Below are 25,789 nucleotides of genomic sequence, written 5' to 3' on the forward strand. Positions count from 1 at the left end.
AACGGCTCTGGGCTCTCCGGCGTTTGCTTCATAGGAACGCACCCATGCTCTTTACTTTTCAAGGTTCACACAATCGAATGTAGATTCCAACTATGGCTGCGTATATCATCAGCCTGTTCCAATGCATTCCTATACAAAATGTATTGGAACAGAATGACAATCTTCTTGATATGTGGAGATACTCCCCGCGCACGTATCATTCCAATAAGAAAGAGTACCTCCACTACGCAAGATTATTTGTGATCCATTTCACTGACATGATATAAAAGTAACTCTGCAACATTATTAATAAAAGAGCGTCGCCACCCAGTCAAATTGTTTATTATATCCTTCGGGTATTTCTCTACACCAAGCAGGAAGTCAATGGTAACACCATAAAACTCTGCTAACTTTATCAAATTTTCGTATGTTGGTTTTCTCAGATTTGTTTCATATGCCGAAATTGCCGATTCGTTTACGCCAATATATCTTGCTACCTCTTTCTGCTTGTACCCATTTGTTAATCTCAATTCCCTCAATTTCACAGATAAGTTCGTATTCATATATTAATCTCTCCTGTCTATTTTCGGAACCTACCTCGCCAGAACTGAGTATAATCAGGCTGATGTCTACGTTCTAATTTTAGAATACCAGATTTTGTATTTCGTGTGGTGGATTTCACATTGCAGACTGAAATATTTGGGGAAAATTTTTCATCTTTGTTTCGTAGCTCTATCTACTTCACCAAAGGATATAACTGTGGATCTCCGACCTTTACTCAAACCGTACTTTGGTTTTTACAGTCAAATCGGGATTTTGAAGGCGTATTTACTGTTGCCCTTATCGGCCAACCTGATTTTCTTACCGCTCTTTTCATCTGTCTCGGTGATGCTCTCTACTACATAACAATTAGTTTAGTGGTGGATTCTTCTTTTTGTGAGTTCCTCTCGTCCGTTTCAGCGGAGCGGACCGGCATTTTCAAATCCACCTTGGAATGCTATGAAGCGAACGACTTCAAGCGAAGCAGCCCGTCAGCTTGTCAAACTGACAGACTTCTACCAGGTATACCTTGACTTCTATCTTGGTTATGCTATAATTATCGCAATTATCGGCAGACAATCCAGTCGCCATTCGTCATGCTTATGCGTACGGAATGAATACCGTCGTGACAACATCAAACGGGAGGCATAACCGCAATGAACCTTTTACTTTCAGACACCGCTTTGCCGGAAACATTGCCAGTCTTGCCAGAAACCTTTTATGTGGATCTCTCCCAGTTGCAGATCGGCAGCTGCCTTGGATGCTTTAGTTGTTGGGTGAAAACACCTGGCCGGTGTGTGCTGCGAGATGATGCAGCAGCCATATATCCCCTGATTGCGTGCAGTGACCAACTTCTATATGTGAGCCGGGTCTATTGCGGTTCTTATGACGTACCAATGAAGCAGATGCTGGAACGATCCATTCCAGTTCAGCAGGCATTTATCCGTCTACACCACGGCGAGACACACCATGTGCAGCGTGCCGTTGCTGAAAAAGCTGCTGTTATTATTGCATATGGCGACATCCTGCCGATAGAACAGGATATTTTCCGCGCTTTAGTAGCACGCAATGCCTATAACATGAACTTCCGAAGCTACCGGATTCGATTCGTCTCCGAGGCAGAGCGGGATGAAACAATTCTGGAGGAGGTATCCGCATGGGCAGGTTACTGATTATAAACGGCAGTCCGCGCGCACCGCGCTCTAATTCCAGGCGATATGCTGCATTATTCCGCAGGTATTGGAAAGAACCCATGGACGAATATCTTGTAACAGATTGTCAGCATACTCTGATTTGTGCGCAGCTTAGCAGGTACGACCATCTGCTCCTGGTTTTCCCGTTGTATGCGGATGCTTTACCTGCAGCATTGCTTCGCTTTCTACAGGAGATGGAGCGCGCCTTACTCCCTGCCAATCTTCGGGTCCACACCCTTGTTAATTGCGGTTTTCTAGAGCCGGAGCAGAATCATACCGCACTTGCGATCCTGCAATATTTCTGCGCAAAAAACAGTATGAAGTATGGCTCCTCACTTTGTATTGGCTCTGGCGAGGCAATATTGGATACCCCATTTTCCTTTCTGGTCAGGCATAAAATCAAAAAACTGGCGTCATCCATACACACTGGCCACTATGATGCTTTTTCTGTTACCATGCCGCTGACGAAAAAAATGTTTATACGGGCTTCCACCAGGTATTGGCTGTCTTATGGCAGCAAAAACCATATTTCCGAGGTGCAAATGCGTACGATGCAAGTAGAGGGGGATAATGAAGCGTAACTGCATACAGCAATAGCCTCGTTTGTTATAAAGTTTCAAATTTCATGCTCAAATCATATGTCCCTGTGGGCAAAATCAAAAGCCCCCCCTTAATCAGCAAGTAGTTTTGAATAGATGGTTAGCTAATTTTTGCATAGATTCCCCTTAATCTTTTGTAGGCATTTTATATGCTTGTATGGGATCAATAATTTTTGGGGGTCTCCTGCCGATAGTGTCCATCTGTTTTCTTTGCATTTATGGATATACCGCTAATGGAAAATGGCTGCCTAAATAGACAGCCACTTTTCTTCCCAATGTAATATCGATATCGCGTTCTATCAATTTAGTATCGACTTTTCCATCTCCTCCCTTTCTATTTCACTTACTCTGCATATCTTCTCACAGAATTTATCCAGGCTGAACGTCATCCCCGGGTCATCGGCGTCCAGCAGCAGCCCAACCACAGAGCATCGTGCGTCCTGTATTGCATCCCGCAGCTGTTCCGCCAACTCATCGGATATGGAACGCTTCCCGTCCGTGATAAACAGGATATCCGCGTCCTCAAACTCTTCCTCGTTTATCAGCCGCAGGGCCTCCCTGATCGAAGTTTCAAAATCTGTGCCGCCGTCAAAGAAATGCTCCGCTGCGGATAGCAGGTCGGCGGACGTGTACTGCCCCGGCAGGAACCGGTCTGTCCGTATCTGGCCTGCACCGGAGAAATGGATCAGCGCAAATTTCCGCCCTTCGTGCGCGCAGATATCCTGCACGGCCAGCGCCAGCGCCTTGCCCCACTCGGCGTTTTCCCCTTTTGTCGAGCCGGATTCATCCAGGCAGACGATGATATCGCCATGCCCTTTGTGGATGCGCTCCCGCTTTGCATATTGCAGTAATCCTTTCGCATTGTACTTACGCAGGAACAGCGGCGTCGTTGCTGGGGAGGCCAGCAGCGCCAGCTCGCCGGAGAGCAGGTTTTTCAGGTCGCGCCCGCGCGTGATAGAGTATTTCTCCCCGCGGCCGTGCGCGTAATCGTTCTTCCGCAGGTCGGACAGCATCTCCTTCATGCGCCCCAGCTGACGGGTGACACCCAGCAGCATCTCATTGCTCTTTACCCTGTCCAGCAACTCGCGGTCATTGGCCGCTTGCTGCGCTGCACCTTCAGACGTCCCATCTCCCCAGCACCGCCGGACATAGCGGGCCAGAGACGCGGCGTCCATGCCTTGCTGCAGAGCAGTATGCACCGCCGCTTCTGTTTCCGCCTGCCGTTTGCGCAGCTTATCCCGTATCATTCCGGACACGGCCTGTATCTGCTCCGCCGTGCTTGCCGTCTCTGCGGCAGCGCGGAGCGCCTCCGGCGTTTTGGCCGGATCGGCCTGTGCGTCCCTCACCAGATGATAACGCCTTTCCGCCGCCGCGTCATGGCGGCGCGCCAGCCGTTCCAGCACGGGCAGCAGTCCGCCCGCCGCCCGGTCGATACCTTGTACCGCTTCGGAAAGCGCCTGCCGCACTGTGCGCGCAGCTTCCATCGCTGCGCTGTCCTCTCCCCTGCACAGATGGTGCAGGGCGGCAAACTGCCCGTTATCCTGCAGCCCATCCAGCAGATATGCCCAGACAAGGCGCGCTTTGGGGGACAGCTCTTTTTCGCTCCCCCAGCGGTATGTATGCGCATAGAGCAGATGGAACAGGTCGGCCAGCAGCGGTGCGGCAGCATCCAGCCCATTGGCCATGCAGCTGTCATGGAACACCATACGCTCCAGCCGTGTCGGACGGGTACAATGATCCATACGTTCCGGTCGTTGGTATGGTGCAGTAAGATTGAATAGCGGTGAATTTACAATCTGATCAAGTGAAGAAAAACGGTATTTCATCCATAGCCTCCAGGTTATCAGTCGGAAAAGCAGGGCGGACGCCCTGCTTTTCCATATTGCCTTACTTCTGTTTCTACATATCATGCCTGCCGTTCAGAACGGCGGGTTGCCGGCTGGGACGCCGCCCGGCCCCCATGCGTAGCTTTCCGGTACGCCGGAGAAATCCGGCATCGGGTACTGCACCGCAGCGCCGGGTACCGGCTGCGGGTAGCCCAGCGCCGACGCCGCCTGTACCGTTACCGCAGGCGCGGCCGCCGGCTGGGGCGCCTGTGCCGCTGCCGACTGTACCACGGGCGGGGCAGCATACCCCTGCGCCGCGGGTACGGCTTGCTGCGGCGCATATCCAACTGCTGGTACGGGTACCGGAGCGGGTGCAGCCACGGGCTGCGCAGCGCCGTCCGGCTGGGCGTCCTCCGGTTTCCTGTCCAGAAACTTCACCTCGGTGCGCACCACCTCAAACGAGGAGCGCTTCTCGCCGGTCTGCTGGTCCTGCCATTCGCGGCGCCGGATCGCGCCAACGACGCAGAGCAGACGGCCTTTGCGGCCGTACTGTAATACGAACTTCGCCTGCTGGCCGAACACTGAGCAGTCGAAAAAGTCCGCTTCCGGCTCGCCGTCTCGCTTGTAGTCGCGGTCCACCGCGATGCGGAAGCTCGCGATCGGCTTTTCCGGGTCTTTGCCGCGTTGGTCGGGGTCCCTGGTCATGCGCCCTATCAGGATAATCTTATTCAGCATTCTGTTTTCCTCCTCTTTTTTGTCATGCTGCGGACTGTAATACGGCCAGCTGCGCCAGCGGGGACGGGGTGAACGAGTACGCCTCGTGCGCCCTGCGGTTCAGCTCCTCAAGCGCGGCGAGCGCGTCCCCCGTCTGCCGGCGCTGCTCTTCGGACTGCGCTGTGGCGTCCAGCACCTGCCACTCGCGGTACAGCGCGGCGAAACTGGCGCGCAGCTGTACGAGCGCCTTGGCTTTCTGGCCGTCCGGCGCGTCGTTGAACGAGCCAAACGCGTCTTTCGCCTTCGCCAGCAGTTCCTCCAGCCGCGTGCGGAGCGGATCGTCGCACAGGCGCGTGAGCACGGCCTGCACCTTCTCGATCTCCGCCGGTTCGTTCCAGAGGTAGTTCTTCAGCTGCAGCAGGTCCTCCGGCTGCACCGCGGCATGGCCGGCGAGCCATGCCGCCGCCTGCGCCACCGGCCCATAGCCGAAGAACGTGCGGTCGGATACCGCGATACCCTCCCGCCGCAGCTCGCACAGCACATCGTCCATCAGCTCATTGACCGCCTCCGGAATGGAGACCAGCACCACCTGCTCCTGCATGGCGTACAGCTCGTCCACCGAGAAGGTCGCCCTCACCTCGCCGAAATGCCCGCCCTGCTTGTTCCGCAGGACTGCGAGCCGCGCAGTGCGCTCCTGCACGTCCTTTGTCACAACGCGAAGCTGGAAGCGGTCATAGAGCGGGGCGAGGATCTGCTCTTCTTTATTCCGGAAGTTCGGCATCTCATTGGAGGCCGAAAAGAACGAGATCACAGGAATGTCCACCGTCACGCCCTCGTTGGTGTACCGGCGCTCGTTGAGCGCCGTGAGCAGGGAGTTGAGCAGACCATCCGCCGCTTGTAGGCTAAGCATCCAGTGCCTTGTCATATTGCTATGGCAGGTTTCTGGGTGCTCGCCTCGGAACCGGACTTACACCTCTCAATGTATCCGGCTCCCCACTTACAATCAGTCCATTTTGTCACCGTGAATTTTATGATGGCAATCTTCACATACAGCAAGGGTTTTGCGTTTGCGGGAAATCATAAACTGCTCCCAGGGTTCTTTGCCCTTTAGGTTTTTGAGTTTTCGTACATGATGCATTTGGAGAGGGACATTCTCTTTCCCACAAAATTCGCATTTTCCCGCTTTTATTCGTTCTGTGAGGCTACTTCGCCCACTGTAAACGATTGTTTTCGGGATGATGTCGCAGTTTGCGGTAATGTCCTTCTTCCGCTTGAAGCCCTCATTGTAAAAAAGGGCTGTACGCTCCCGGCCTTTACTGTCTACATACTTCACTCCCAAGTCCTTGCCAATCCTCATGCGCTTAATGATTACGCTTTTTGAAGTGCGGTACTTAGTCGCAAAGGTTTTGAGCATACTATACTGCATCACATATTTTAGGTTGTTGATAGTGCCACTGTTGAGAGCAAGTGCATAGTAATTATAGAATCCTCTGATTTCCGCATTGTAATGTGACAGGATTTCCAAATCGTCATTGTTTCTCAGATATACCCGTGCCTGCGGTTTCCACATCTCTTTGCCGTTATGAACGACAATTTTCAACGCATTGTATTCCAGAAGTTTGTCCCTGATCTTTCCCGCTGGAATTTTAAGGACAATTTTTCCGTTGTTATATCGAGTTGGGGCGTTCTTCCTTCCAGGCATGGGCAACTGCGAATATCTGACTGAGATTTCATACCCGAGGAAATGTGCGGGGGATGCCGCGTGGGTAATCAAGGTCTTTTCATCCGAGAGGTTTAATCGCAGTTTTTCTGATAAGAAGTTTTTGAGGTCTTGTTTGATTTTCCTGCAATCCTCTTTGCTTCCAATAACACCAATCAAAAAGTCATCAGCATATCTCTCATAGCGAAGTCGCTTGAAATTTGTATCCATATCCACTTTACTGTGGATGGTACACCGTTGCCTTTCGATCTCTTTGATATGGGTAAGGATTTCCTGCCGTTCTTCCACGGTGGCTGCCCTTTTAAGGCGGTATTCCCATTTTCTGAGCTCAACTTGAATTGCCGTGTATTTCGGGTTATGCGCTCTGCGTACACCGGTGTTAAACTTTTCGGCGTATTCCTTCATGTACTTGTCCAGCTTATTCAGATAGATATTTGCCAAGATGGGGCTGATAATCCCACCTTGCGGTGTACCGCTGTAGGTCTTATGGAACTGCCATTCTTCCATATATCCTGCGTTCAAAAACTTTCTAATCAGTCTCAGGAAACGAGCGTCTTTAATGCGTTCAGCCAAAATCTCGATGAGAGTATCATGGTCAATCGTATCAAAGAACGCTTCAATGTCTCCCTCAACAAACCACTTGCATCCGGTATAATATTTCTGTATGCAGGCAAGGGCTGTGCGACAGCTTCGGTTTGGCCTGAACCCGTGGGAAGTCTCCTCAAAGTGACCTTCATATATGCTTTCCAGTATCATCCGAACGACCTCTTGCAGAAGTTTATCATCGAACGAGGGAATGCCTAAAGGCCGCTTCTTCCCCTTCTTTTTAGGGATATACTTTCTACGGGATGGAGCCGGTTGGTAACTTTCAGACTTTAGGTTGGCAATCAGTTTGTCGATACGCATTAGAGAGATTCCATCAATGGTGCGGTTGTCCGAACCTTTTGTCATGTTGCCCGGCTTGGCATAGATCTTTTGGTAGGCTGTATAGTACATCTCCGGATTGTACAGCAATCGGTAGATTCGCTCATACTGATAGGAACTTTCCTTGCTGTGCATGGATAGACTGTTCAGCACATTTACTGGATTTCTCATAAGTGTCTCACACACTTTCTCAATATTTGTACTGAGGCTGTAAGCTGCCTCCCTTCGCCATGTGGACGGCTTTCCCTGCCTCGGACTACTATGGAGGCTCCGTTGCCTTGCCGAATATTCAGCGCCTAAACGCATAGCCCAGATGGGCGTTCCGGGTTAGGCAATCCCCGTTTAGCAAAACAATAACTTGGCGCGATGGATTGTCGGATACGATTTCCGTCCTTTACTGCTGATGGCGGTGCGCCGCAGAATAATAAGCCTTGGACATTCTCCTCTTCAAATGGAAAATGTCTTCTGCGGTGTAGCGGCTATAGTCACCTTCCGCTACAGACACGAGTGGGACCGCTCGGACTGTCGTTCAACCAATCAGGGCTTTATCCTCATATCCATCGTTTCATCCAACCATTCAGTCGTGACCGGGTGACTGGTCAACTTATGGCCTTTCCGACATGCTATATTCCCTATATAGGTTTCCCCTCAAGGTAAGTCGAATGATGATAGGCAAAGGCTCCTTGCCTACTGCTTGCCAAAGCAGATTTATTGTCTCGCCGCTACGGGCGCACTAAAGATCTCATCGAGGAAGCAGATATGCGCGTCCGGTATCTTGCCCGCCGTGATGGTCATAGGCGTGCCGCCGTGCAGCAGGGACAGCCCTTTCCGGTACTGCTCCAGCTTTTCGGTAAGGCCCTGCATCCGCGTAGCCGCGGCGTTATCCGCCGAATCCGCGCGGAAATCCTCCGCCGCCTGCGCAAGCTCCTGCCGGAGCATCCGGTAAGTACCGTCCTGCTCCAGCACCTGCGCAGGGACCGCGCCCGGTATCAGACTGGCCAGGTCGAGGCGGCCGAACAGCGCCTCCTCATCCGTCTGCCTGGACAGCAGGCGTTCGAACTGCTTTGCGCCCGTGATGCGTTTGCGGAACTCGTTCACCACGAAGCTCTTGGCCTGCCCGGGCGCGCCCAGAATGAACAGGTTGCTCCCGCTCAGCAGCGCCAGCGCGATCGTCTGCACCAGCTCGCGCCGCTCCGCAGCCTCGCTGTTTACTTCCTCCATCACGGCCAGCATCTTATCTCTCAGCATGCGCATCTCCTTCCAGCATCCGTTTTTCCAGTGACAGGATTTCGTCCATTGTCATCCATTTCAGGCTTCCCATCCGAAGGAAAGCTGTTCCAGACCGCCTTCATGTACGCCAGTTGCTCTACAGCGTCATTCGCCCAAAGATACCTGGGGTCTCGTCTGCCATAGCTCAAAAAGTACAGGCAGTCCTGCCGCATACGATTCAGCAGGCCGGCCCGCTGCTTCAGGGTCTCCAGCTTCACCTCTGGGACAAGCGTCGCGTACATCAGCGGCACGGGGAACGCGCCGTTTGCCATATCCACCGCGCCGAAGCGCGCATCGCCTTTCCCCTTTGCATAGAGCATGAGGTTTGCCATTACGATACCTCCGTCTCATCCGTTGTTTTTCCGGTCTGGATACGCTTCACATCAAAGAACGCCGTGCGGAAATCGTGAGAGGCGGCGCAGTAAAAGAAAAACTGCCCCAGCCCTGTGTCGATCTCCACCACGTCTCTGGTATGGATGCTTTCATCCGGAAGCGGCGAGGACAGGTCCCCAGCGTTCGCCTGCTCATAGAAAGCTTTCGGGGATAAGCCGGTTTTCCCTTCCGCGCGCAGCCGGTACCGGTGTGCAAGGGGGAACACAAGCTCCCTGTCTCCCATTTCGTCCGCTTCCAGCAGCCGCGCCATCACAGCCGCCTGCTCATCCGCATAGCTGTAGATGCGGTACTCGCAGGGTCTCTTCCGTTTGGGACACCACTCCGGCGCCTTATACGCCGGATCCTTCTTGCGGAACGGCTTGCGGCGCTTTTTGTTCTTGAAACCGCTGCAATAGCGGCTGGAGCCGTAGTCCAGATGCGCTTCACAGCCGATACAGCCGGGTTCTGCAAAACTTTTCTGCTTAAACATCCTTTTCCTCCCTCAAATAGTCACAGATCTTATCCTTATGCGCTTCCAGAGGGAAGCGTGCGCCGCCATGCCGGCGGCTCCACCGGCAGAGCGCGCGGTACAGCAGCTTCAGCCGCGTCAGGTTGAGGCGCAAATGCGTGCATGCGTCCTCCATGTCCTCCTGCAGCTCATCCAGCCGCATCAAGACGGTATCCCGCCCGTCCCCGCGTTCAGCGGCCAGTTCTTCTTTCTGCAGGAAATGTTCCGCCACAGAAGAATCTGCGGACAGGCAGGACAGCACACGGTACGGATACAGTACTGCTTCGTCATGCACCGGCAGCAGGCGCTTGTCCATCTGGGGCAGGAGGCGCAGCGGGAGTGGAAGCTCCGCATCCGAACCACGATACGGCTTTGGCAGTTCTGCGATCCTTTCATACGGGAGCTCCCATGCCGGCGCGCTGTGTGGATGGGGCAGCACCGTGACGCCCCCATCCGTCAGCAGGACGTCGTAAAGATGGTACGCCCCGCCGTCCACAAACTGCCCGACGCCGATATACCATTGTCCGGACACGAGCAGACGGCTTGCGAAGAGGAAACAGCAGTCCAGCATTTCATGCGGCGTCTTTACGGCAAACAGCCTGTTTTCCATGCTCACGCCGCACCCCCGTTCAGAGCCGCGCGCCGCACCTCATACAGCTCCGGATGGTACTCCAGCAGCTCCCCAAGCGAGAGTTCGGACACGAAATACGGCCCGCTTTCCGGCCGCTCCAGCGCGTCCGCGATAAAGCGGCGCGCCTGATGTTCGGAGGGAAAAGTGAGCGCCTTGTCCAGGCTGCCCAGGTCCACCATGTGCCGGCCATCGTTCAGGAAGTGGTCCGCCACAAAGGAGTACCGTGAGCGGTACAGGTAGTACACCACATAAACGCCGGTATGTACGCCCATCATGCCGCCTCCCTTCTGGGGGCGGCGCATACGGGGAAGCGGTACACCCTGCAGCTGCGGACAGCATGGGCTTTTTGCAGCGCCGTGCGTTCCCGCCGGATGATAACATCCGCCGGGTCTGCACAGCTCTTGTCCGGCAGCACGTCATACAACGTGCCGCCGTCCTCTCTCCATGCATCCAGACTGAGCGCCACGGGCGCTTTGCGCTCCCTGTGCCGCTGGCGCAGCAGTGCGTTGCGGATGCGGCTGTACGCGATCGTAGTGAAGCGGTACCTCTGCAGGCTCTCGTCCGCCATATACCGCTGCGCCGCGAGCATCAGCCCCAGCGCGGCTTCGCCGTACAGGTCCGTGTCCGCTTCCGTGCCGAGGTGCAGGTCATGCATCACACGGTAGATCAGGTTGTGATAGCGCTCTGCGAGCGCGCGTTCGATGTCGGTCAATGGCCTTGTCATGGTTTTCCCTGTCATATCAGGCAGCCTCACTTTCATTTATTGTCCGTCCTTTTCGGTACACCACAAAAAAGTAGTTGAAATCCCCATGGTTCACCATGCAGCGCAGGCGGTAGCCGTTCACCGCGCCCGCATACGCGAAATCGTATGTGGGGCACCAGAAGTCATGCCGCTGCGCCTCCGGATTGGCGGCGCAGAAGCGCCGCATGGCCTGCGCGCTGTGCAGCACGGTCTTCCGCAGCCGTTTGAACACCGCGTTGGCCTCGTCTATGCTCTGGGCTGTGAGGAAACAACTCCGCACCGGATACCACAGGTTCATCCGCCGCGGCTCGAACTGGCCTACGGCGCTGAGCAGCCGGTCTTCTGCCCGCAGCGGGCATATCTTCTCCGCAACGGCGGCAGGGATCAGGATCAGCTTTTTGTTTTTCATGTACAGCTCCTTTTTTCTCATGCAGCTTTCTTCTTCCGTTTCGGTTTTTCCACTTCTTCCTGCGGCATACGCGTTGGCATCAATACATGCAGCTCGCTGCCCGTGCGCAGCATCAGGGTCCCTTTGCCGTCTAACAGCAGGGCCGTCTCCTTTCCGCTCACCAGCTTCGCCGCCTGCAGCAGATAGTTGTAGGTATAGCAGAAGCCTTCCCTGGGAAGCGGCGTGCGGACGTCCGCGGGAAATTCCGTCCCGCCCTGTACGGCCTGCCGGTCCCCGCTGATATAGCCGATCTGCAGCATCCCTTTGCCCGTGCGCAGGATCACGCGCGCGCCGGCTGTGCTGCCGGCGCTTACGCGGCTCAGCTCCGCATGGAACAGCGCGCCGTCCACGTGGATCTCATATGCTGTCTGGAAGTGGTCCAGCACCGGCTTCAGGTCCACCGCCTGATAAGGGCTGCGCTGGACGGAAAAGACCATGCCCGGCCCGAGGAACAGCGCGGTATCGCCGTCCACACCGATCCTGCAGTGCGGCACGCCGCGGAACACGGCGAGCAGCACCTTCATCGCGTCCGCTGGGATCAGCAGGTCTATCGGCTCATCCTGCGCCGCGTCCTCGCTCGCCACAGTCATGCGGTATCCATCGCAGCTGGCCGCGCTGAATTTGCCGTCATGGACGGTGAGATGCACGCACTTCAGCTGCTCTTTCCCCTCCGCTTTGCCCTGCGCGGCGGAGAACAGCACCCTTGCGCTGACCTCCGCGAAGCCGGAGCAGTCCAGCAGCTGTGCGGGCGCGGGCGTACCCACGGCGGGGTACTTGTCCGCATCCATCAAAGGGAAGACAAAGGCGGCTGTCGCGTTGCGCACCTCGATCCGCCTGCCGTCTGTGGCGACAGACGTTGCTTCGTCCGCAAAGGCGTCCAGCATCCGCTGGAACACCGGCGCGAACAGCAGCGCCCTGCCGTCCTCCTCCACGCGGCACGCATGCCGCACCTGTAAGGTGCAGGTCCGGCTGCGCGCGGTGAACATCACCGTGTTTGAAGCGGCGTCCGCTTCCATCAGGACGCAGGCATGCTCTTTGGATACAAAATACGTCCCTATCGTCTGGCTGCAGCGTCGGGCGATGGGCAACAGCTCGGACCGGTTCGCCAGAAATCGCATCGTTCCATCAACTCCTGTTCTTTCTTCATCCTGCCAGCTCCCACAGCGATAACTGCTCTGCGGGTGGTACTGGCTGTATCTTTGTTTCTTTTCTCACGCTGGCCGGCACGGCCTTCCGTCCGCATTCCGCTCCCTGTACCTGCCGCTCCTGTGCCGGATGCAGCACCGCCATCTTGCGGAACGACGCCGCGATATCCTCCACCGCGTCCTCATGCCGGATGCCTTCGGCCAGCTCGCGGGCGAGCGCGGACGTCATATCCTCGCTCTCGCTCATCGCAGCCAGCCCTTCGTCCGTGAGCACGCCGCCCTCGATCACGCCGGCCACCGCCAGTTTGGAAGCCATCAGCCGGACCGCGCGCTCCTGCATGGTGTGCCGGTAGTACAGGATGTACACCTCCACACGGGGCGCGGTCTGGTTGATGCGCCATGACCTGCGGCTCGCCTGACGGAACGTGAACAGCTTGAACGCCATGTCATAGAAGATGAGCGTGGTGAAGTCATTCAAATCCAAGCCGGTTTCAACCAGATTTGGATTTACGATCATCACTTGCATGCCCTGCCGGAGGTGGTTTGCCACCCATTCTTCGCGTCCCCGAGGCGGGACGGTATCCTCCATGATCTCGGCGCGGACGCCGGTGTCCGTGAGAAAGCGTTTTAAGCGTGTCCGGCTGTCCAGACGCACCCAGTTCACGTAGAGCAGAACCCGTTCGCCGGCGTTTACCTTGCGGTGGATGATCTCCAGCGTGCGCCGGTCTTTTTCGGTCTGTTCCTCCGGCGCACCGCTGTCCTCCGGCACCAGGATCGGGTCTGCGGTGACCGGATGTACGACCGGCTTATGCCCATACGGCTGGTCCGGGTAAGCCATCATGAGGTTCAGGGACACGGACAACAGCTTCCGGGCGAGCTTACGCCCTTCGCGGCTGCGGTCCTTGAAGATCTCATGGAAAGCGTGCTCCAGGTCGTCACAGGCTCTTTGCTGGTTCTCCGGAAGCCTGAGCGGCACAGGGATCTCCTCGTATTCCGGCAGGTCCTTGCCCATATCCATGAGCGAAAGGAACACGCCGTTCTCCAGCAGGAAGCGGCTGTACACCAGCGGCGAAACGCCTGGCTTCTGACGGGAGCGTTTTTTCCGCTTCGCGGTGCGCCGGTTGCTGTTGTACCCGCCTTCCGTTACTTCGTAAGTGTCCTCTGTCACGCCGTATTCCCGCGCAAACTGCGCGGGGGCGGCATAGCTTTGCCCATCCTGCTCCATACGGCATGCACACATGCGGTAGAGCAGATAGAAGATACCGGAGGCATAGCCGTTGATGAGGGTTGCCGTCATGCCGATGCATTTTTTCGCGGCGGCGAACAGCTCGCCCATCGCGTCCCCCTGGCCGCTGTCCGCGGAAAACTGGTGCAGTTCATCCGCTATCAGGCCGTCTATCTTCCCTCTGTACCGGTTTTTGATATAGGTGCTGAGCGGGAAGCGGCGGCATGCGCCGCGGGCGGCCATGAAACGGTCCGGCTCGCGCAGCAGGGCGGCAAGCTGCTTTTTCGCCGCTGCTGTTTTGCAGGCGTCCCGCGCAAGGTACGCAAAACGGCGGTGGACATAGCCCAGATGGCTGATGCGCACCCATTCGCTCTGTTCCTCCGCAGTGGTAGCTGTCCAGAGGACAGCGCCGCAGCTTTCGCACTTGCGGTTGGCGCGGGTCTCCGTCCGGAAGTATTCCGGCGTAGCGTCTGTCAATGTCCGCTTACCGCAGTCCATGAATTCCATCTGGACCATGCTGCCGCAGTCTGGGCAGGTAAAGCCCCGCCGCCTTGCGTCCCATCTGACCGCAGGACGGCGCATATAGCCGTCCCGCGCGTTTTCCCTGGACATGACTGCAAACACGGTGCGGACGCCGCGGGCATACCCCGCGTAGAGGGCGTCCATGTCCGCCGGCGTCCGCACGATGGCGGCACGCGCGTTTGGGATGGCCTCCTCCAGCTCGCGCACCCATTTGCCTGTCATGTGGGAGGGGCAGAGGACGATATGCAGGCACTTCCTGTGCTTTTGCAGGAAGTATGCCTGCAAGGCGAGGCTGCCGACCTTAGACTTTCCTGACCCGCATTCTGCGATGAGCAGGCCGAACCTGGCGGTCTGCAGCCTGCGCCGCAGCGCTTCCGCGGCGGCGAGCTGGGCGCCGTACAGGTGGTACCCTGCCGTCTGCGCCACGAACTGGTCCAGCCCCAGCACCCCCTCTGACAACGGCTCCTGGGCCGGATCATACAGGGGCTGGAACTGCCTGCGGATGCGGGACGCGATCACGGAACCGAACGCCCGCAGGTAGCCGGCTACGCCGTTGATCTCTGTAAACGCGTCCGGCTGGCAGGGCCATGTGCTGGGGATACGGATAACCCCTGCTTTCAAGCCGTCTGTAAGTACGTCCGCGATATTCTGATCGTCCGGCGTGCAGGTGAGCCGCCATATGGCAAAGGGCTCCCCTGTTGTGTACACACGGCACGGCGCCAGCATATCCCTTGCCTGGAGCTCGTTTATCATGTAGTCCCTGAATTCCGGCAGCATGGGGATGGTGCTTACTTTGTCGATCTCATGATACAGGGCGGTTTTGTCCCGTACGGGGCAGGCGAGGTAATACACCCTGGCCTCCTGTGCTTTATCTGTTTTCTCCTTTTGTTCCTCCGTTTCTTCTGTCTGCTTCCCTCCGCCCTGCTTCCGCGCGCTCTGGTTGTCCCAGAGCAGGGCAGCCACGGCATATGTACCGTCTCTGGATACCGCCTTGCTGTACCGCCCCTGTTGGGGTGTGCATACCAGGGTTTCCCCATCCAGCTGCACGGACAGCGTGCCTCCGCCGCTGACCGCGTTGACAAGGCCGGCTGTCACTTCCGGATAACCGCCCAGCCGGACCGCGATGAGCAAATTGTCCCGCGGGTCCACGGCAACGGTATCCGCCCAGGCTGTAAGGGTGATTGTCTGGGCTAGGTCACTGTAGATGGCTTTCATCAGCTTTTCTGTCATTGCATATTGATCTTCCTTTCCATCTTTGCGCAAAAAAAGACCATACAGCATCCGGTAAAGGATTTCTGTATGGTCTAAATCAGGTGATGAATCAAGTACGGAGCTGGTGTGCGGTCCAGACAGGCAGACTGCCTCCTGGGCGGGTTACTCTGACACGAATTACTCTGACCTGATTTCTCCTTTAATATAACACGGTTTACCTGCTCTGGAAAGATGAAATGTTTTTATCTTCTCCGCAGGCTGTTGCAATGTTGGCTCGGTACTGGTAACATTTGTAATAGACTTAGGAAAACCACCGTTTATGATGTTATCCATAACGGCGGCATATATAGGTTGATTAGTGTTTCTGCCTTTGAATGATGGTTATTTACAAATCCTTTGCGTCGATGAGCGTTTCCTGTTTACGCTTCGACCAGTAAAAAGGAAAGTTTTTCAATACGGTATCCTCCCTAATTGATATTATGTGTTTTTCTGCCGCATATGGGACAAAGTATCTACTCTAAAGTAAACATATTACGCTGGAAGTATTCAGCGAGTACCGGATTTGCATAAGTTCCTATTACAATAGATTTACGGTTCAAGGCACGGCAGCCAGCCGTGTCTTTTTCCGCGCCGTTGCCAAAGCTGTTAGAATGAGAGTGTCTTGGCCTGATGTTAAACTCCAAGGACCAATGCGTCCGTTGTAAAGTCCGTCAGCCAGCCTCTCCTTCGCAGCGTTCGATTTATGCAGGTTGAGCCGCCACATCGGTGCGCCCGTGTCATCAAATAGATTGGATCGGCAATGATGAAATGGCTGGACGCCAAAAGACAAATCTACGATGAGGAGCGTTGTGCATGAACAATGTAGCAGGGGTCGATGTTTCCAAAGGAAAGAGCATGGTAACTGTTCTCCGTCCCTTCGGGGAAGTGGTGGCAAAGCCGTTTTCTGTTGGTCACACCGGCAGTGAACTCAAGGAGCTGGCAAACTACTTGAAAAACCTGGACGGTGAGACGCGGGTAGTCATGGAGCACACTGGGCGCTACTATGAGCCGGTGGCCCGCTTTCTCCATGAGGAGGGCATCTTTGTTAGCGCAGTCAATCCTAAGCTCATTAAAGACTACGGGAACAACACCCTGCGCAAAGTGAAAACAGATAAGGCAGACGCTAGGAAGATTGCCCGCTATGGGCTTGACAACTGGGTAGAATTGCGCCAACATACTCCTATGGACACGATTCGGAAGCAACTGAAAACGCTGAAGCGGCAGCAGGGGCTGTACTCCAAACCCAAGACGATGATGAAACACAACCTCATCGCCCTCTTGGACCAGACCGATCCCTATGTCAACGCCATGGTTGACAGCCCTATCCGTGAGGACGGCAGCCAGAAGTGGGTGGACTTTGCCACGACCTTTTGGCACGTGGACTGTGTGCGGGCTATGAGCCTCACTGCTTTTATGGAGCGCTACCGCAAGTGGTGCAAACGCCACGGCTACAACTTCAGCCAGAGCCGGGCCATTGAGATTCACATGGAGGCGCAAGACCTGATTGCCATGCTCCCCAAGGACGCCCTGACCAAAACCATGATCCGGCAGGCCATTGACGCGCTGAACGCCGTCTCCAAATCTCTGGAGCAACTCAAGGTTGAAATGCGCACTCTGGCTGCCCAACTCCCCGAATATCCAGTTGTCATGGCCATGCGCGGCGTAGGCAATTCTCTCGGCCCCCAGCTCATGGCAGAGATTGGTGATGTGACCCGGTTTGCACACAGAGGCTCCATTACGGCTTTTGCCGGTGTTGACCCTGGCGCTGACCAGTCTGGCACCCACGAGGCCAAAAGCAACCGGACATCCAAAAGCGGCCCGCCGGAGCTGCGCCGCGCCTTGTTCCTAGTCATGGACTGCCTTTTGAAAACCATGCCTCAGAATGATCCAGTGTACCGTTTCATGGACAAGAAACGAGCCGAGGGCAAGCCCTACCTGGTTTACATGACAGCCGGCACCAACAAGTTCCTGCGCATCTACTACGGCAGAATAAAAGAATATCTGGCATCTCTGGAGGGAAATTAAGGAAGCATCCTTCCTTGTCGGGGAACGATACTGCATTTACGCTAAAAACATCTTATGACAGAAAGAGAGCGATTAAGATGTTTTTAGACAATTTATCCACCTCCGTCCTCAGATTATGTGATACTCGCAAGCTTAGCTATGAAACTGCCTCGGAACGATGTGACCTCAGTTCTAGGTACTTTGGCGACATTGCCAGAGGCAAAACCGCCCCAACGATCTTGACATTGGAAAAACTCTGCGTTGGTTTTAATCTGACACCAAATGACCTGCTGATTCCCTCGGCAATTTGGAGGGAAATGTCTTTCCGCAAACCCATGCCAGTGACGCAGATCCGCTGCTTTCACTTCCTTCATGGCCTTACTGGCTTCCCAGTCTGCCCCCAATGTAGAAAGACTATGGAACGGGAATACCAGCCTTACTGTGACCGCTGTGGGCAATGCTTGGATTGGAAAGACTTCTCTAAAGCAACCATTCTGCTGCCTCAGGAATAACACTCCTTGATACATATCTTCCTATCTGGCCAGCGCATTTTACCATCTGGCCGCTTTTGGTATGCCCTTTTTCTTTTCATCATTTTTCTCCATTCCCCTATTGACTTTTTATTTGCAGACTTTACTACTTTACTACTGGCGAAAAGCATGAAATTGTAGTTTTCTTTCAAAAAAGCTGAAACAAGTGGATTTTCCGCTTTACTCACTGTTTTCCGCAGTCAAATTGTAAGCGTCAAATAAAGCAACGGATTGTGGGTAGATGTAGAGTGTGAGAAAATAAGGATAAAAGTTGCAGTGGATAGCATTAAGGGAAGTCAAAGGAAGCAGAGGAGCTGGGAAAAATGACAATTCGGGAAAGACATCGGGAGCAGCAAGCGGCCCAATGGACGGAGCTCGTACAGGAATGCCGGAGCAGCGGGCAAACAGTAACGGGATGGTGCGATGAACGGGACATCAGCACAAAGACGTATTACCGATGGGAGAAAAGAGTATTGCAGCGAAGTGGCCACGGGATAAAAAAGGTGGAAAGAGTACCGGCAGAAAAAAAGGCGGCTGAATTTGTAGAGCTGAGAGTGAGGAAGGAAGGGATGTGGAACAGGGAGCTTCTTCAGACTGCTCCAGCGGGGAAACAGTCGGCAGTAACAGTGGTGGTAAAGGGGCGAGGGATAGAAGTTGAGATTTATGCGGGAGTGGAGCTGCCGGTGATAGAGGCGATCTGCCGATCGGTGTGCCATGCTGAATGATTTTCGCGGCGCGGAAAAAGTGTATATAGCCTGTGGGTACACAGATCTGCGGAAAGGGATCGACGGCCTGGCGACATTGGTACAGCGGCAGTTCCATCTGGACCCGTTCAGCAATACGCTGTTCCTGTTCTGCGGTTACCGGCGGGATCGGATCAAGGGGCTGTATTGGGAGGGGGATGGATTTGTTCTGGTATATAAGCGGTTAGAAGCAGGCGCCTTCCAGTGGCCGCGGAACGGAGATGAGGCGCGCCAGTTGACAGGTCAGCAGTACCGCTGGCTTATGGAAGGGTTAAAGATCGAACAGCCCAAAGCGCACAAAGCGGTGACTGGCCCGAGTATGATATAACGTTGAAAAATCGGATGCTATTTTCCTCGAAATCCCTTGAAATGCTGGTGTTTTAAGGGGTTTTGTGTTATAATAAGAATATGAAAAATGAAGTGAATATTATCACAAGCAACACGGAAATGGTGACCATTTCCCGTGCGGAATATGAGTCTCTGAAGGCGGAAAGAGACGAGCTGAACCAGAAGCTGGACTGGCTGATGGAGCAGATGCGTCTTGCCAAAAAGAAAGTCTATGGGGCATCGTCCGAGCAGACGAAGGAAGAACTGGCAGGCCAGTTGAGCCTGATGTTTGATGAAACGGAAGCGTGGCTGTCCACCAGAAGGAGCGCCTCAAAGGAAACTAAGGTGGCGGCCCACACACGGCAGAAGCGGTCTTCCCGTGTGGAGGAGGTACTGCCGGACAATGTTCCTGTTGAGGTGGTAGAACACCGTGTCCCGAAGTCTGAGCGTAACTGTCCTGAATGCGGTACACTCATGACGGAGATTGGCACCGAGATCCGCCGTACTCTGGTGATGATTCCCGCCCAGGTGAAGATCCGGGAAGATGTTTATTTTACATACGCCTGCCAGAACTGCAAGCAGACGGGGACGGAAACACCTGTCCTGAAAGCCGAAAAAGAGCCTCCCCTGATCTCAGGCAGCTACGCCTCCCCAGAGGCTGTGGCTCATATCATGGTCCAAAAGTTTGTGATGTACGCTCCGCTGTACCGGCAGGAACAGGAATGGAATCGGGCTGGGGTGATGCTCTCCCGGCAGACGATGAGCAACTGGGTGCTGCGGGTGGCGGAGGATTGGCTGCGGCCCATCTATGACCAGATGCACCAACAGTTGCTTCAGCGAGAGGTCCTCCACGCGGATGAGACGACTCTGCAGGTGCTGAAACTGGAAGGGCGGACGGCCAGGAGCAAGTGCTATATGTGGCTGTACCGGACCGGCGGAGACGCCGGGCACCCCATTGTCCTGTATGAGTACCAGCAGAGCCGAAAGGCGGAGAATGCCGAGGCGTTCCTCAAGGGCTTTACGGGCTGGCTCCATGCTGATGGTTATTCCGGCTACCACCGATTGCCGGAGAACATCCGGGTGGTTGGCTGCTGGGTGCATCTGCGGCGAAAGTTTGACGAAGCGGTGAACGCCTTGCCAAAAGAGCAGCAGACTGGCTGCGCGGCGTTGGAGGGACTGCAATACTGCAATGTTCTCTTCGCCATTGAAAAGGAACTGGCGGATTTGCCGCCGGAAGAACGGTACAAACAGCGTCTGATCCGGTCCAAACCGATGATGGACGCTTTGTTGGCATGGGCGGAAACAAAAACCGCCCCGCCCAAGTCCTCTTTGGGAAAGGCGCTGTATTATCTGCGGGAGCAGTGGCCATATCTGAAATGCTTTTTGGAGGACGGGCGGCTGGAAATAAGCAACAACCGGGCAGAACGGAGTATGAAACCCTTTGTGATGGGGCGGAAGAACTGGCTGTTTGCAAATACGGAAGGCGGGGCCCAGAGCAGCGCCATTGTTTACAGCCTGATTGAAACGGCCAAGGAAAACGACCTTGACCCATACCGGTATCTGGTCTATGTGCTGTCCAGGGCGCCATCTATGGCCGTGGCTGACAGAGAGTGGGCCACAAAACTGACACCGGATCTTGTTCCGGTGCAATATCGCAGGGGCCAGGAGGACTCTACAATATAGGTTTTTTAACGGACTGACCGAAAGGCCGGTCCATTTTTTTCGACATTTTCCACCAAAGGGGAACTACAGAGCCTCACAGGTAATCCTTTCCATCCCTTATGCTTTGCATGAAGGGAGGTGAGGATAATGTTGCCAAGATTTTATGTAGCAAAGTAGCGTGAAATACGGGAACAACAGGGTATATCCCAGTCTGAATTGGCAGCCAGAGCGGGTACCTCCATCCGTTATGTCCGTGCCCTTGAAAAAGGCAGAAAGCGCAAGCCGTCCGCAGAACTGCTTTATAAATTGGCGATTGCACTGGATGTCCCAATGGAAACATTCATGCAGCACCAGCCAGAAGAACACGATAATTTTTACTATGAGCGAGAGGCAAACCGTGCATTGCTATGAACGAACCAAAATCACATGAGGAGGAAATGGTATCATGACAGATTCTCAAGTAACTTGTGATCTGCTCTGCCAACTCGGAATATACCCGCATTATAAAGGTTTTTTCCATACCACCTATGCGGTATCATTGTGCATGGAGCAGCAGGACAGACTTCTGCTGGTAACAAAATGGCTTTATCCCGATGTTGCCAAGAAATACGGAACGAACTGGAAAGCGGTGGAACGGAATATCCGAACTGCATCCGCGATTGCTTGGAAACGCAATCGGCCACTGTTAGAATCCCTGGCGAAAAGGCACCTTGACAGCCGTCTGTGTTCCGTTGAATTCCTCGCACTTATCTTCCGCGCTGTCCTGACCAATGAATCTCGAAAATCTCCTGATCTATAATCCTATCTGAATCAGAAATGGCGGCGGGCAATTTTTGCTCGCCGCCACTCAATTCTTTCTTGTTTGACTTCCCTTAATGCTATCCACTGCAACTTTTATCCTTATTTTCTCACACTCTACCTCTACCCACAATCCGTTGCTTTATTTGACGCTTACACTATAGCCTTTAAACATGCCACTCATATCTGTGACCTCAGAGGTATCAAATTTATCGCCTAGCTCGATACTCGTCAAATTCCCTGAGCTAGCAAGCATACCGCTCATATTATTGACGTTGGAAGTATCCAATGCGGTAAGGGAGATCGAACGAAATCTACCTCCTTCAGAATTCTTGCCGGTTGTAAAAAGGTTGCTGGAATCGGCTGGCGCTTTTGCGCCGCCCTGCCCGGCAATATACATATCATATTTTCCGAACTCGATTTGACTTGGCAACAGATAGACTACTACTTTGTCATTCTCAGTTGCACCGATGTGCCGGGCATACACAGCGTTTGGAACATTGGTCAGCTTGACACGATACGGGTCCCGTGGGTCCTCTATCTTTTCATAGGTCACAATTTGGTCAATTACGCTAAGACTTACGATTTTCCAGCTCACAGGTTCCGTGGGATCGTCGAGGTATAAGCTGTAAAATGATAAACGCCCAGTCTTATTTGTACCATTATCTTCCAACAACATTTTCGCATCATCTGCCATCTGGTTTCCGGGCGGTCCGGCATCTACACTGCCCAGCTCCAGCTCAACCTCCACATGGCCCCATGCAGGCTCCAAAACCATATCGCCCGCAGGCATCGGGATAATCTGTCCGGTGTTATAGTGCGTCCCTTTGTTCGGGCCGCTTACCACGTTCCAGCCGCCGAAGCTGCTGCCGGAGTTCACCAGCCCCTCGCCGCCGGGGATGGTAACGGTCGTTCCCACAAGCTGCTGGATGGCTTCCGGCGCGCTTCCCTCCGCGCCGCCTGTCTGGAAGGTCATTTTACTCTGGCGGCGGTCAATGACCACCTCCGGCAAGGTCAGCGTCATGCCGTAGAGCGTGCCATCGTCAAATATGCCGGTGTGCAGGCCGCCGTTGGAGTGGTCGGCCGGAGCAGTGATGCTGCCGCCCGGAATCACTTTTTCCTGTGTATAGACCTCTGGATTGAGTTCCACTTCCAGCACAAAATCAATGTCCGCCTGTCGGCATACATGCTCCAGATGCACGTCGATGCCCTTGCCGTCCGCCGTGGGGACAGCGGTCATGTCAATATAGGCGCTGTCTGATTCATAGTAGCCGCGGTTTATCTTGGAAACCACAGACTGCTGCCTGTCCAGACGCAGGGTAAAATCAATATCGTGATAGTGGTCATGCACCACCTGTTCCAGATCGGCCCGCATTTCATCCCTGAAAATGGTTGTGTCAGGGGAAGCGTGTGCCGCCACAATATCCGCGTCGGGGGTATGGGCCTCGCCGTGATGGGTGGCGTATCTGGTCAGCATTTCATTCGGCGTGTCCGCGAGCTGCCAGGTAATCAGCGCGTCGCCCTCGCCCAGCGCCTCACTTAACGCTTTTACCTGTTCCTCAATCTCGCTTTCATTCTGCCAGCCGAAGCGGTCCCCCAGCACCCAAAAGACCACGGTTGGATTCCCGTCGTCCATGGCCTTTTTCAGCGCCGCCGGCTCATTGGCTACGCCCTGACCGGGCGTGCCGTGCTTGTCTATGGCGGCAAGCAGACCGTCTTTGCCCGTTACAACGCCGCTGTCTACCACCGTGTTCTGGTAGGTGATCAGCCGCGTGTCGGAGTTTACGCCGTAATCATAGATGTAGTTCAGGCCATTAGTCCGCATCATGGTTTCAAATTCTTCATGGGATTCCCGTCCGGTAACGGCCACATCCACAAGGAAAATCAGATTGACCGGATCGGCCTCGATCCCTTCCTTGTGATAGCGGATCTCCGCGCTGGTACGGTTCACGTCGGGGTACGTCACCTCAACCGTGGCGGTTTCCGTCTGCGGCTGCGCTGTTGGCACCGGCTGCGGGTCCGCCGCCAGTGCGTAGGTAGGCAGTAAGCCCACAAGCATCGCCGCACTAAGCAGGAATGACAGCGCCCGCTTTCGTAAGTTTACCTGTTTCATTTCAATTCATTTGCCACCTTTCTCTCTTTACTTTCGCTTCAGCTTGTCCTTCAATGCCTGTGATGGCTTGAATACCGGCACTGTGGCCGCCGGTATCTCCACCGTTTCTCCGGTACGCGGTTTGTGGCCCACACGGGCCGCCCGCTCTTTTGTCTCAAAGGTGCCAAAGCCGTTGACCATCAGCCAGCCGCCCTCAGATAAGATCTCCTGTAAAGTCTCAAACAGCGCGTCCATGATCCGCTCGCTGTCCTTCTTCATCAATCCCGTCTTCGCAGATATGCGGTCTATAAACTCCCGTTTTTGCATTAGCGGTTACCCCTCCGTTTCAGTGATGGATCGAGCCGGATAATCAACTGCCTGTGGGCGGCCTTGGCGGTCATTTCTAACGGCGCCCCCGTCAAATACATTAAGGCCGCGTTCCATTCTCTGCGTTCTGCCCCGTCTGGCGGCAAAGTCTCCACTACCTGCGCAAGCTGTATCCGATCCTCCGTACTCAGGCGAAGTAAATCAGATATACAACTGCATCCCACTTCATGAGCCAAGTATTCCAACAGATTTACTGAAAGCCCTTTCATAAGCCCGTTGCTCCTTTGCTTTTTCTTCCTCTCCTGTCCTCGAACTCGCACGCGCCCCCCTTCCCTACAGCTTGCTTTTCCATGCACCTTTCACCCCCTGTATGCAAAATCAATATTTCGTCTATTACATTGCTTCGCACAAACGGGCTGGCAGCAAATACATTGCACCACTCCTGTTCTCGAACAGGAAAAAGGAGCATAACAAAAGGGCCTCAAAAAATTATTTTTTGAGGTCTAGTTTTGTGCGCCAAAAATCGGAAAACATATTGCGGCTGTAGGAAAAGAATGTTATAATCCATTCGTAATATGTAACCGAATTGGTGCAATATATTGATTTCGCCTCTATGATACCAGCCCCAAGCATTCAAGTTGGCGTTGATGCTCCGCGCTGGAGGTCAGAAGATAAATGCGAGTCGTCTCAATGGAGCTATGGCCCAGCAAGTCTGCCAACCGGACAATATCACGGCTGACCCGGTAAAAAGTGGTGGCGAACAGGTGCCGCAGGTTGTGGGGAAACACCTTGGCGGGTTCCACCCCCGCGTATTTGCATAATCGCTTCAGTTCTGCCCAAATCTGGCGGCGGCTGAGTGGGTTCCCGTTTCTGGTACGGAATATTCCGCCAGAAACGGTCTTTTGTTTTTTTGCATATTTGAGCAGTTTGCGGCAGAGCTTTCTGGGTAGCAGGATGGTGCGGATTTTTCCTTTCAGCATAATCTCGGCCCTGCTCTCCTGTGCGGCCTCCACTGTGATATAGCGCACCTCGCTCGCCCGTATGCCGGTAGCGCAGATGGTTTCCATGAGCAGCGCCAGCCGCTCCTGGCCGCGGCCCTGCGCCGTTTCCAGTAGTCGCTCATAGTCTGAGCGGGATAACTCCCTACTCTCGTCGCGGAACAGTCGGCGCTGGATTTTCAGGAGCCGAACCCGGCATTCCTCCCAGCCAAGAAAGTTGAACAGGCTGTTGAGTGCAGCTATCATGGAATTGATGGTGGCAGGGGCATAGCGAAGGGAGATGAGGTGCTCTTTCCAACTGGATGCTAACGCCCTTGTCACCGGTTTGCCAGTTAACCAGACGAAAAAGCTCCGAACATCCCGCAGATACTTCTCTATTGTGCCGTAGCTCCGCTCCTCGGCATGTAGATGGTGGGCATAAGCTACGAGAAGCTGTTCTGTCAATCTGTATCCATTCATTTTGCGTGACCTCCTACAATAATAATTACGGTATAAGGCGCGGCAGCCAGCCGCTTCTTTTTCCATCTCAAAGCCGAAGCTGTTAGAATGGGAGAGTAAATGGCCTGACACGCATCACCATGGGCCAGCACGCCCGTAATGGAGTCAGTCAGCCACCTCTCTCATTCGCAGCATTCGATTTGCGCAGGTAGAGCCACAGTGTGCGCTCGTGTCACCCAGGAGATTGAACAGGCAATGAGTA

27 protein-coding genes are annotated in these 25,789 nt (G+C 54.4%); 9 read left to right on the top strand and 18 right to left on the bottom strand.

The window, feature by feature from the left end; genetic code table 11:
* Positions 1 to 233: 233 nt before the first annotated feature.
* The gene (locus DBQ51_RS07375; RefSeq protein ID WP_107631143.1) at positions 234 to 542 is read right to left on the bottom strand and encodes a helix-turn-helix domain-containing protein; all 309 of its coding nucleotides are present in this window, start codon (positions 540 to 542) and stop codon (positions 234 to 236) included.
* Positions 543 to 662: 120 nt separating this feature from the next.
* Here DBQ51_RS07375 and DBQ51_RS16520 point away from each other — a divergent pair, with 120 nt between their 5' ends.
* The 3 genes from DBQ51_RS16520 to DBQ51_RS07385 all read left to right on the top strand — a co-directional run bounded on the left by DBQ51_RS16520 (position 663) and on the right by DBQ51_RS07385 (position 2,293).
* Complete coding sequence (locus DBQ51_RS16520; RefSeq protein ID WP_159068096.1) at positions 663 to 1,052, top strand: hypothetical protein; 390 nt, start codon at positions 663 to 665, stop codon at positions 1,050 to 1,052.
* 123 nt (positions 1,053 to 1,175) lie between these two features.
* Positions 1,176 to 1,691 (top strand): NAD(P)H-dependent oxidoreductase, encoded by a 516-nt coding sequence (locus DBQ51_RS07380; protein ID WP_054328374.1) that lies wholly within the window; start codon positions 1,176 to 1,178, stop codon positions 1,689 to 1,691.
* The gene (locus DBQ51_RS07385; protein WP_107631144.1) at positions 1,676 to 2,293 is read left to right on the top strand and encodes a hypothetical protein; all 618 of its coding nucleotides are present in this window, start codon (positions 1,676 to 1,678) and stop codon (positions 2,291 to 2,293) included. The genes DBQ51_RS07380 and DBQ51_RS07385 overlap by 16 nt, the downstream gene beginning before the upstream one ends.
* Before the next feature lie 317 nt (positions 2,294 to 2,610).
* On the opposite strand, the gene DBQ51_RS07390 is transcribed toward DBQ51_RS07385, so the two are convergent.
* The 14 genes from DBQ51_RS07390 to DBQ51_RS17570 form a co-directional block, all read right to left on the bottom strand.
* Positions 2,611 to 4,053 (bottom strand): vWA domain-containing protein, encoded by a 1,443-nt coding sequence (locus DBQ51_RS07390; protein ID WP_159068097.1) that lies wholly within the window; start codon positions 4,051 to 4,053, stop codon positions 2,611 to 2,613.
* 177 nt (positions 4,054 to 4,230) lie between these two features.
* On the bottom strand, positions 4,231 to 4,872 hold the full coding sequence (locus DBQ51_RS07395) for a single-stranded DNA-binding protein (RefSeq protein ID WP_107631146.1): 642 nt from the start codon (positions 4,870 to 4,872) through the stop codon (positions 4,231 to 4,233).
* 22 nt (positions 4,873 to 4,894) lie between these two features.
* Complete coding sequence (locus tag DBQ51_RS07400) at positions 4,895 to 5,761, bottom strand: hypothetical protein (RefSeq protein WP_107631147.1); 867 nt, start codon at positions 5,759 to 5,761, stop codon at positions 4,895 to 4,897.
* 93 nt (positions 5,762 to 5,854) lie between these two features.
* Entirely contained in the window at positions 5,855 to 7,666 is a 1,812-nt protein-coding gene (locus tag DBQ51_RS07405) for a reverse transcriptase/maturase family protein (RefSeq protein ID WP_107632149.1), read from the bottom strand.
* Between the two features lie 537 nt (positions 7,667 to 8,203).
* On the bottom strand, positions 8,204 to 8,743 hold the full coding sequence (locus tag DBQ51_RS07410; RefSeq protein ID WP_159068098.1) for an AAA family ATPase: 540 nt from the start codon (positions 8,741 to 8,743) through the stop codon (positions 8,204 to 8,206).
* On the bottom strand, positions 8,737 to 9,096 hold the full coding sequence (locus DBQ51_RS07415; RefSeq protein ID WP_199855190.1) for an LPD11 domain-containing protein: 360 nt from the start codon (positions 9,094 to 9,096) through the stop codon (positions 8,737 to 8,739). The genes DBQ51_RS07410 and DBQ51_RS07415 overlap by 7 nt, the downstream gene beginning before the upstream one ends.
* The gene (locus DBQ51_RS07420) at positions 9,096 to 9,626 is read right to left on the bottom strand and encodes a hypothetical protein (protein WP_107631149.1); all 531 of its coding nucleotides are present in this window, start codon (positions 9,624 to 9,626) and stop codon (positions 9,096 to 9,098) included. The genes DBQ51_RS07415 and DBQ51_RS07420 overlap by 1 nt, the downstream gene beginning before the upstream one ends.
* Complete coding sequence (locus tag DBQ51_RS07425; RefSeq protein WP_159068099.1) at positions 9,619 to 10,260, bottom strand: hypothetical protein; 642 nt, start codon at positions 10,258 to 10,260, stop codon at positions 9,619 to 9,621. The genes DBQ51_RS07420 and DBQ51_RS07425 overlap by 8 nt, the downstream gene beginning before the upstream one ends.
* Positions 10,257 to 10,550, bottom strand: a complete 294-nt coding sequence (locus DBQ51_RS07430) for a hypothetical protein (RefSeq protein ID WP_159068100.1) — start codon at positions 10,548 to 10,550, stop codon at positions 10,257 to 10,259. The genes DBQ51_RS07425 and DBQ51_RS07430 overlap by 4 nt, the downstream gene beginning before the upstream one ends.
* Entirely contained in the window at positions 10,547 to 11,035 is a 489-nt protein-coding gene (locus DBQ51_RS07435; protein WP_159068101.1) for a hypothetical protein, read from the bottom strand. The genes DBQ51_RS07430 and DBQ51_RS07435 overlap by 4 nt, the downstream gene beginning before the upstream one ends.
* On the bottom strand, positions 11,016 to 11,426 hold the full coding sequence (locus DBQ51_RS07440; RefSeq protein ID WP_159068102.1) for a hypothetical protein: 411 nt from the start codon (positions 11,424 to 11,426) through the stop codon (positions 11,016 to 11,018). Before DBQ51_RS07440 ends, DBQ51_RS07435 begins: the two co-directional genes overlap by 20 nt.
* A gap of 17 nt (positions 11,427 to 11,443) precedes the next feature.
* Positions 11,444 to 12,583: a beta clamp domain-containing protein gene (locus DBQ51_RS07445; RefSeq protein ID WP_107631154.1), complete on the bottom strand. Its 1,140-nt coding sequence runs from the start codon at positions 12,581 to 12,583 to the stop codon at positions 11,444 to 11,446.
* Between the two features lie 25 nt (positions 12,584 to 12,608).
* A complete protein-coding gene (locus DBQ51_RS07450) occupies positions 12,609 to 15,587 on the bottom strand; it encodes a helicase-related protein (RefSeq protein WP_159068103.1) in 2,979 nt (992 codons plus the stop codon).
* Between the two features lie 367 nt (positions 15,588 to 15,954).
* The gene (locus tag DBQ51_RS17570; protein ID WP_390126316.1) at positions 15,955 to 16,023 is read right to left on the bottom strand and encodes a hypothetical protein; all 69 of its coding nucleotides are present in this window, start codon (positions 16,021 to 16,023) and stop codon (positions 15,955 to 15,957) included.
* A 398-nt stretch (positions 16,024 to 16,421) separates the two neighbouring features.
* Between DBQ51_RS17570 and DBQ51_RS07460 the strand changes: the two genes are divergently transcribed.
* From DBQ51_RS07460 to DBQ51_RS07490, 6 genes are all read left to right on the top strand, one after another.
* Positions 16,422 to 17,633 (top strand): IS110 family RNA-guided transposase, encoded by a 1,212-nt coding sequence (locus tag DBQ51_RS07460; protein ID WP_107631156.1) that lies wholly within the window; start codon positions 16,422 to 16,424, stop codon positions 17,631 to 17,633.
* Positions 17,634 to 18,465: 832 nt separating this feature from the next.
* Entirely contained in the window at positions 18,466 to 18,867 is a 402-nt protein-coding gene (tnpA, locus tag DBQ51_RS07470; protein ID WP_107631157.1) for an IS66 family insertion sequence element accessory protein TnpA, read from the top strand.
* Positions 18,857 to 19,213, top strand: coding sequence for an IS66 family insertion sequence element accessory protein TnpB (tnpB, locus tag DBQ51_RS07475; protein WP_107631158.1), 357 nt, complete (start codon positions 18,857 to 18,859; stop codon positions 19,211 to 19,213). Before tnpA ends, tnpB begins: the two co-directional genes overlap by 11 nt.
* 92 nt (positions 19,214 to 19,305) lie before the next feature.
* Positions 19,306 to 20,895, top strand: a complete 1,590-nt coding sequence (tnpC, locus tag DBQ51_RS07480; protein WP_242977859.1) for an IS66 family transposase — start codon at positions 19,306 to 19,308, stop codon at positions 20,893 to 20,895.
* Between the two features lie 162 nt (positions 20,896 to 21,057).
* Positions 21,058 to 21,285: a helix-turn-helix domain-containing protein gene (locus tag DBQ51_RS17575; RefSeq protein WP_107631159.1), complete on the top strand. Its 228-nt coding sequence runs from the start codon at positions 21,058 to 21,060 to the stop codon at positions 21,283 to 21,285.
* 34 nt (positions 21,286 to 21,319) lie between these two features.
* Complete coding sequence (locus tag DBQ51_RS07490; RefSeq protein ID WP_107631160.1) at positions 21,320 to 21,673, top strand: sporulation initiation factor Spo0A C-terminal domain-containing protein; 354 nt, start codon at positions 21,320 to 21,322, stop codon at positions 21,671 to 21,673.
* A 141-nt stretch (positions 21,674 to 21,814) separates the two neighbouring features.
* Here DBQ51_RS07490 and DBQ51_RS16825 read toward each other — a convergent pair whose 3' ends face one another.
* The 3 genes from DBQ51_RS16825 to DBQ51_RS07510 all read right to left on the bottom strand — a co-directional run bounded on the left by DBQ51_RS16825 (position 21,815) and on the right by DBQ51_RS07510 (position 25,548).
* Entirely contained in the window at positions 21,815 to 23,785 is a 1,971-nt protein-coding gene (locus DBQ51_RS16825) for a BspA family leucine-rich repeat surface protein (RefSeq protein WP_199855191.1), read from the bottom strand.
* A 27-nt stretch (positions 23,786 to 23,812) separates the two neighbouring features.
* Positions 23,813 to 24,091: an HU family DNA-binding protein gene (locus DBQ51_RS07500; protein WP_107631161.1), complete on the bottom strand. Its 279-nt coding sequence runs from the start codon at positions 24,089 to 24,091 to the stop codon at positions 23,813 to 23,815.
* A gap of 611 nt (positions 24,092 to 24,702) precedes the next feature.
* Positions 24,703 to 25,548 (bottom strand): tyrosine-type recombinase/integrase, encoded by an 846-nt coding sequence (locus DBQ51_RS07510; RefSeq protein WP_107631163.1) that lies wholly within the window; start codon positions 25,546 to 25,548, stop codon positions 24,703 to 24,705.
* Between the last annotated feature and the right edge of the window lie 241 nt (positions 25,549 to 25,789).

The organism is Agathobaculum massiliense (genome assembly GCF_900291975.1).
Taxonomy (GTDB): domain Bacteria; phylum Bacillota; class Clostridia; order Oscillospirales; family Butyricicoccaceae; genus Agathobaculum; species Agathobaculum ammoniilyticum.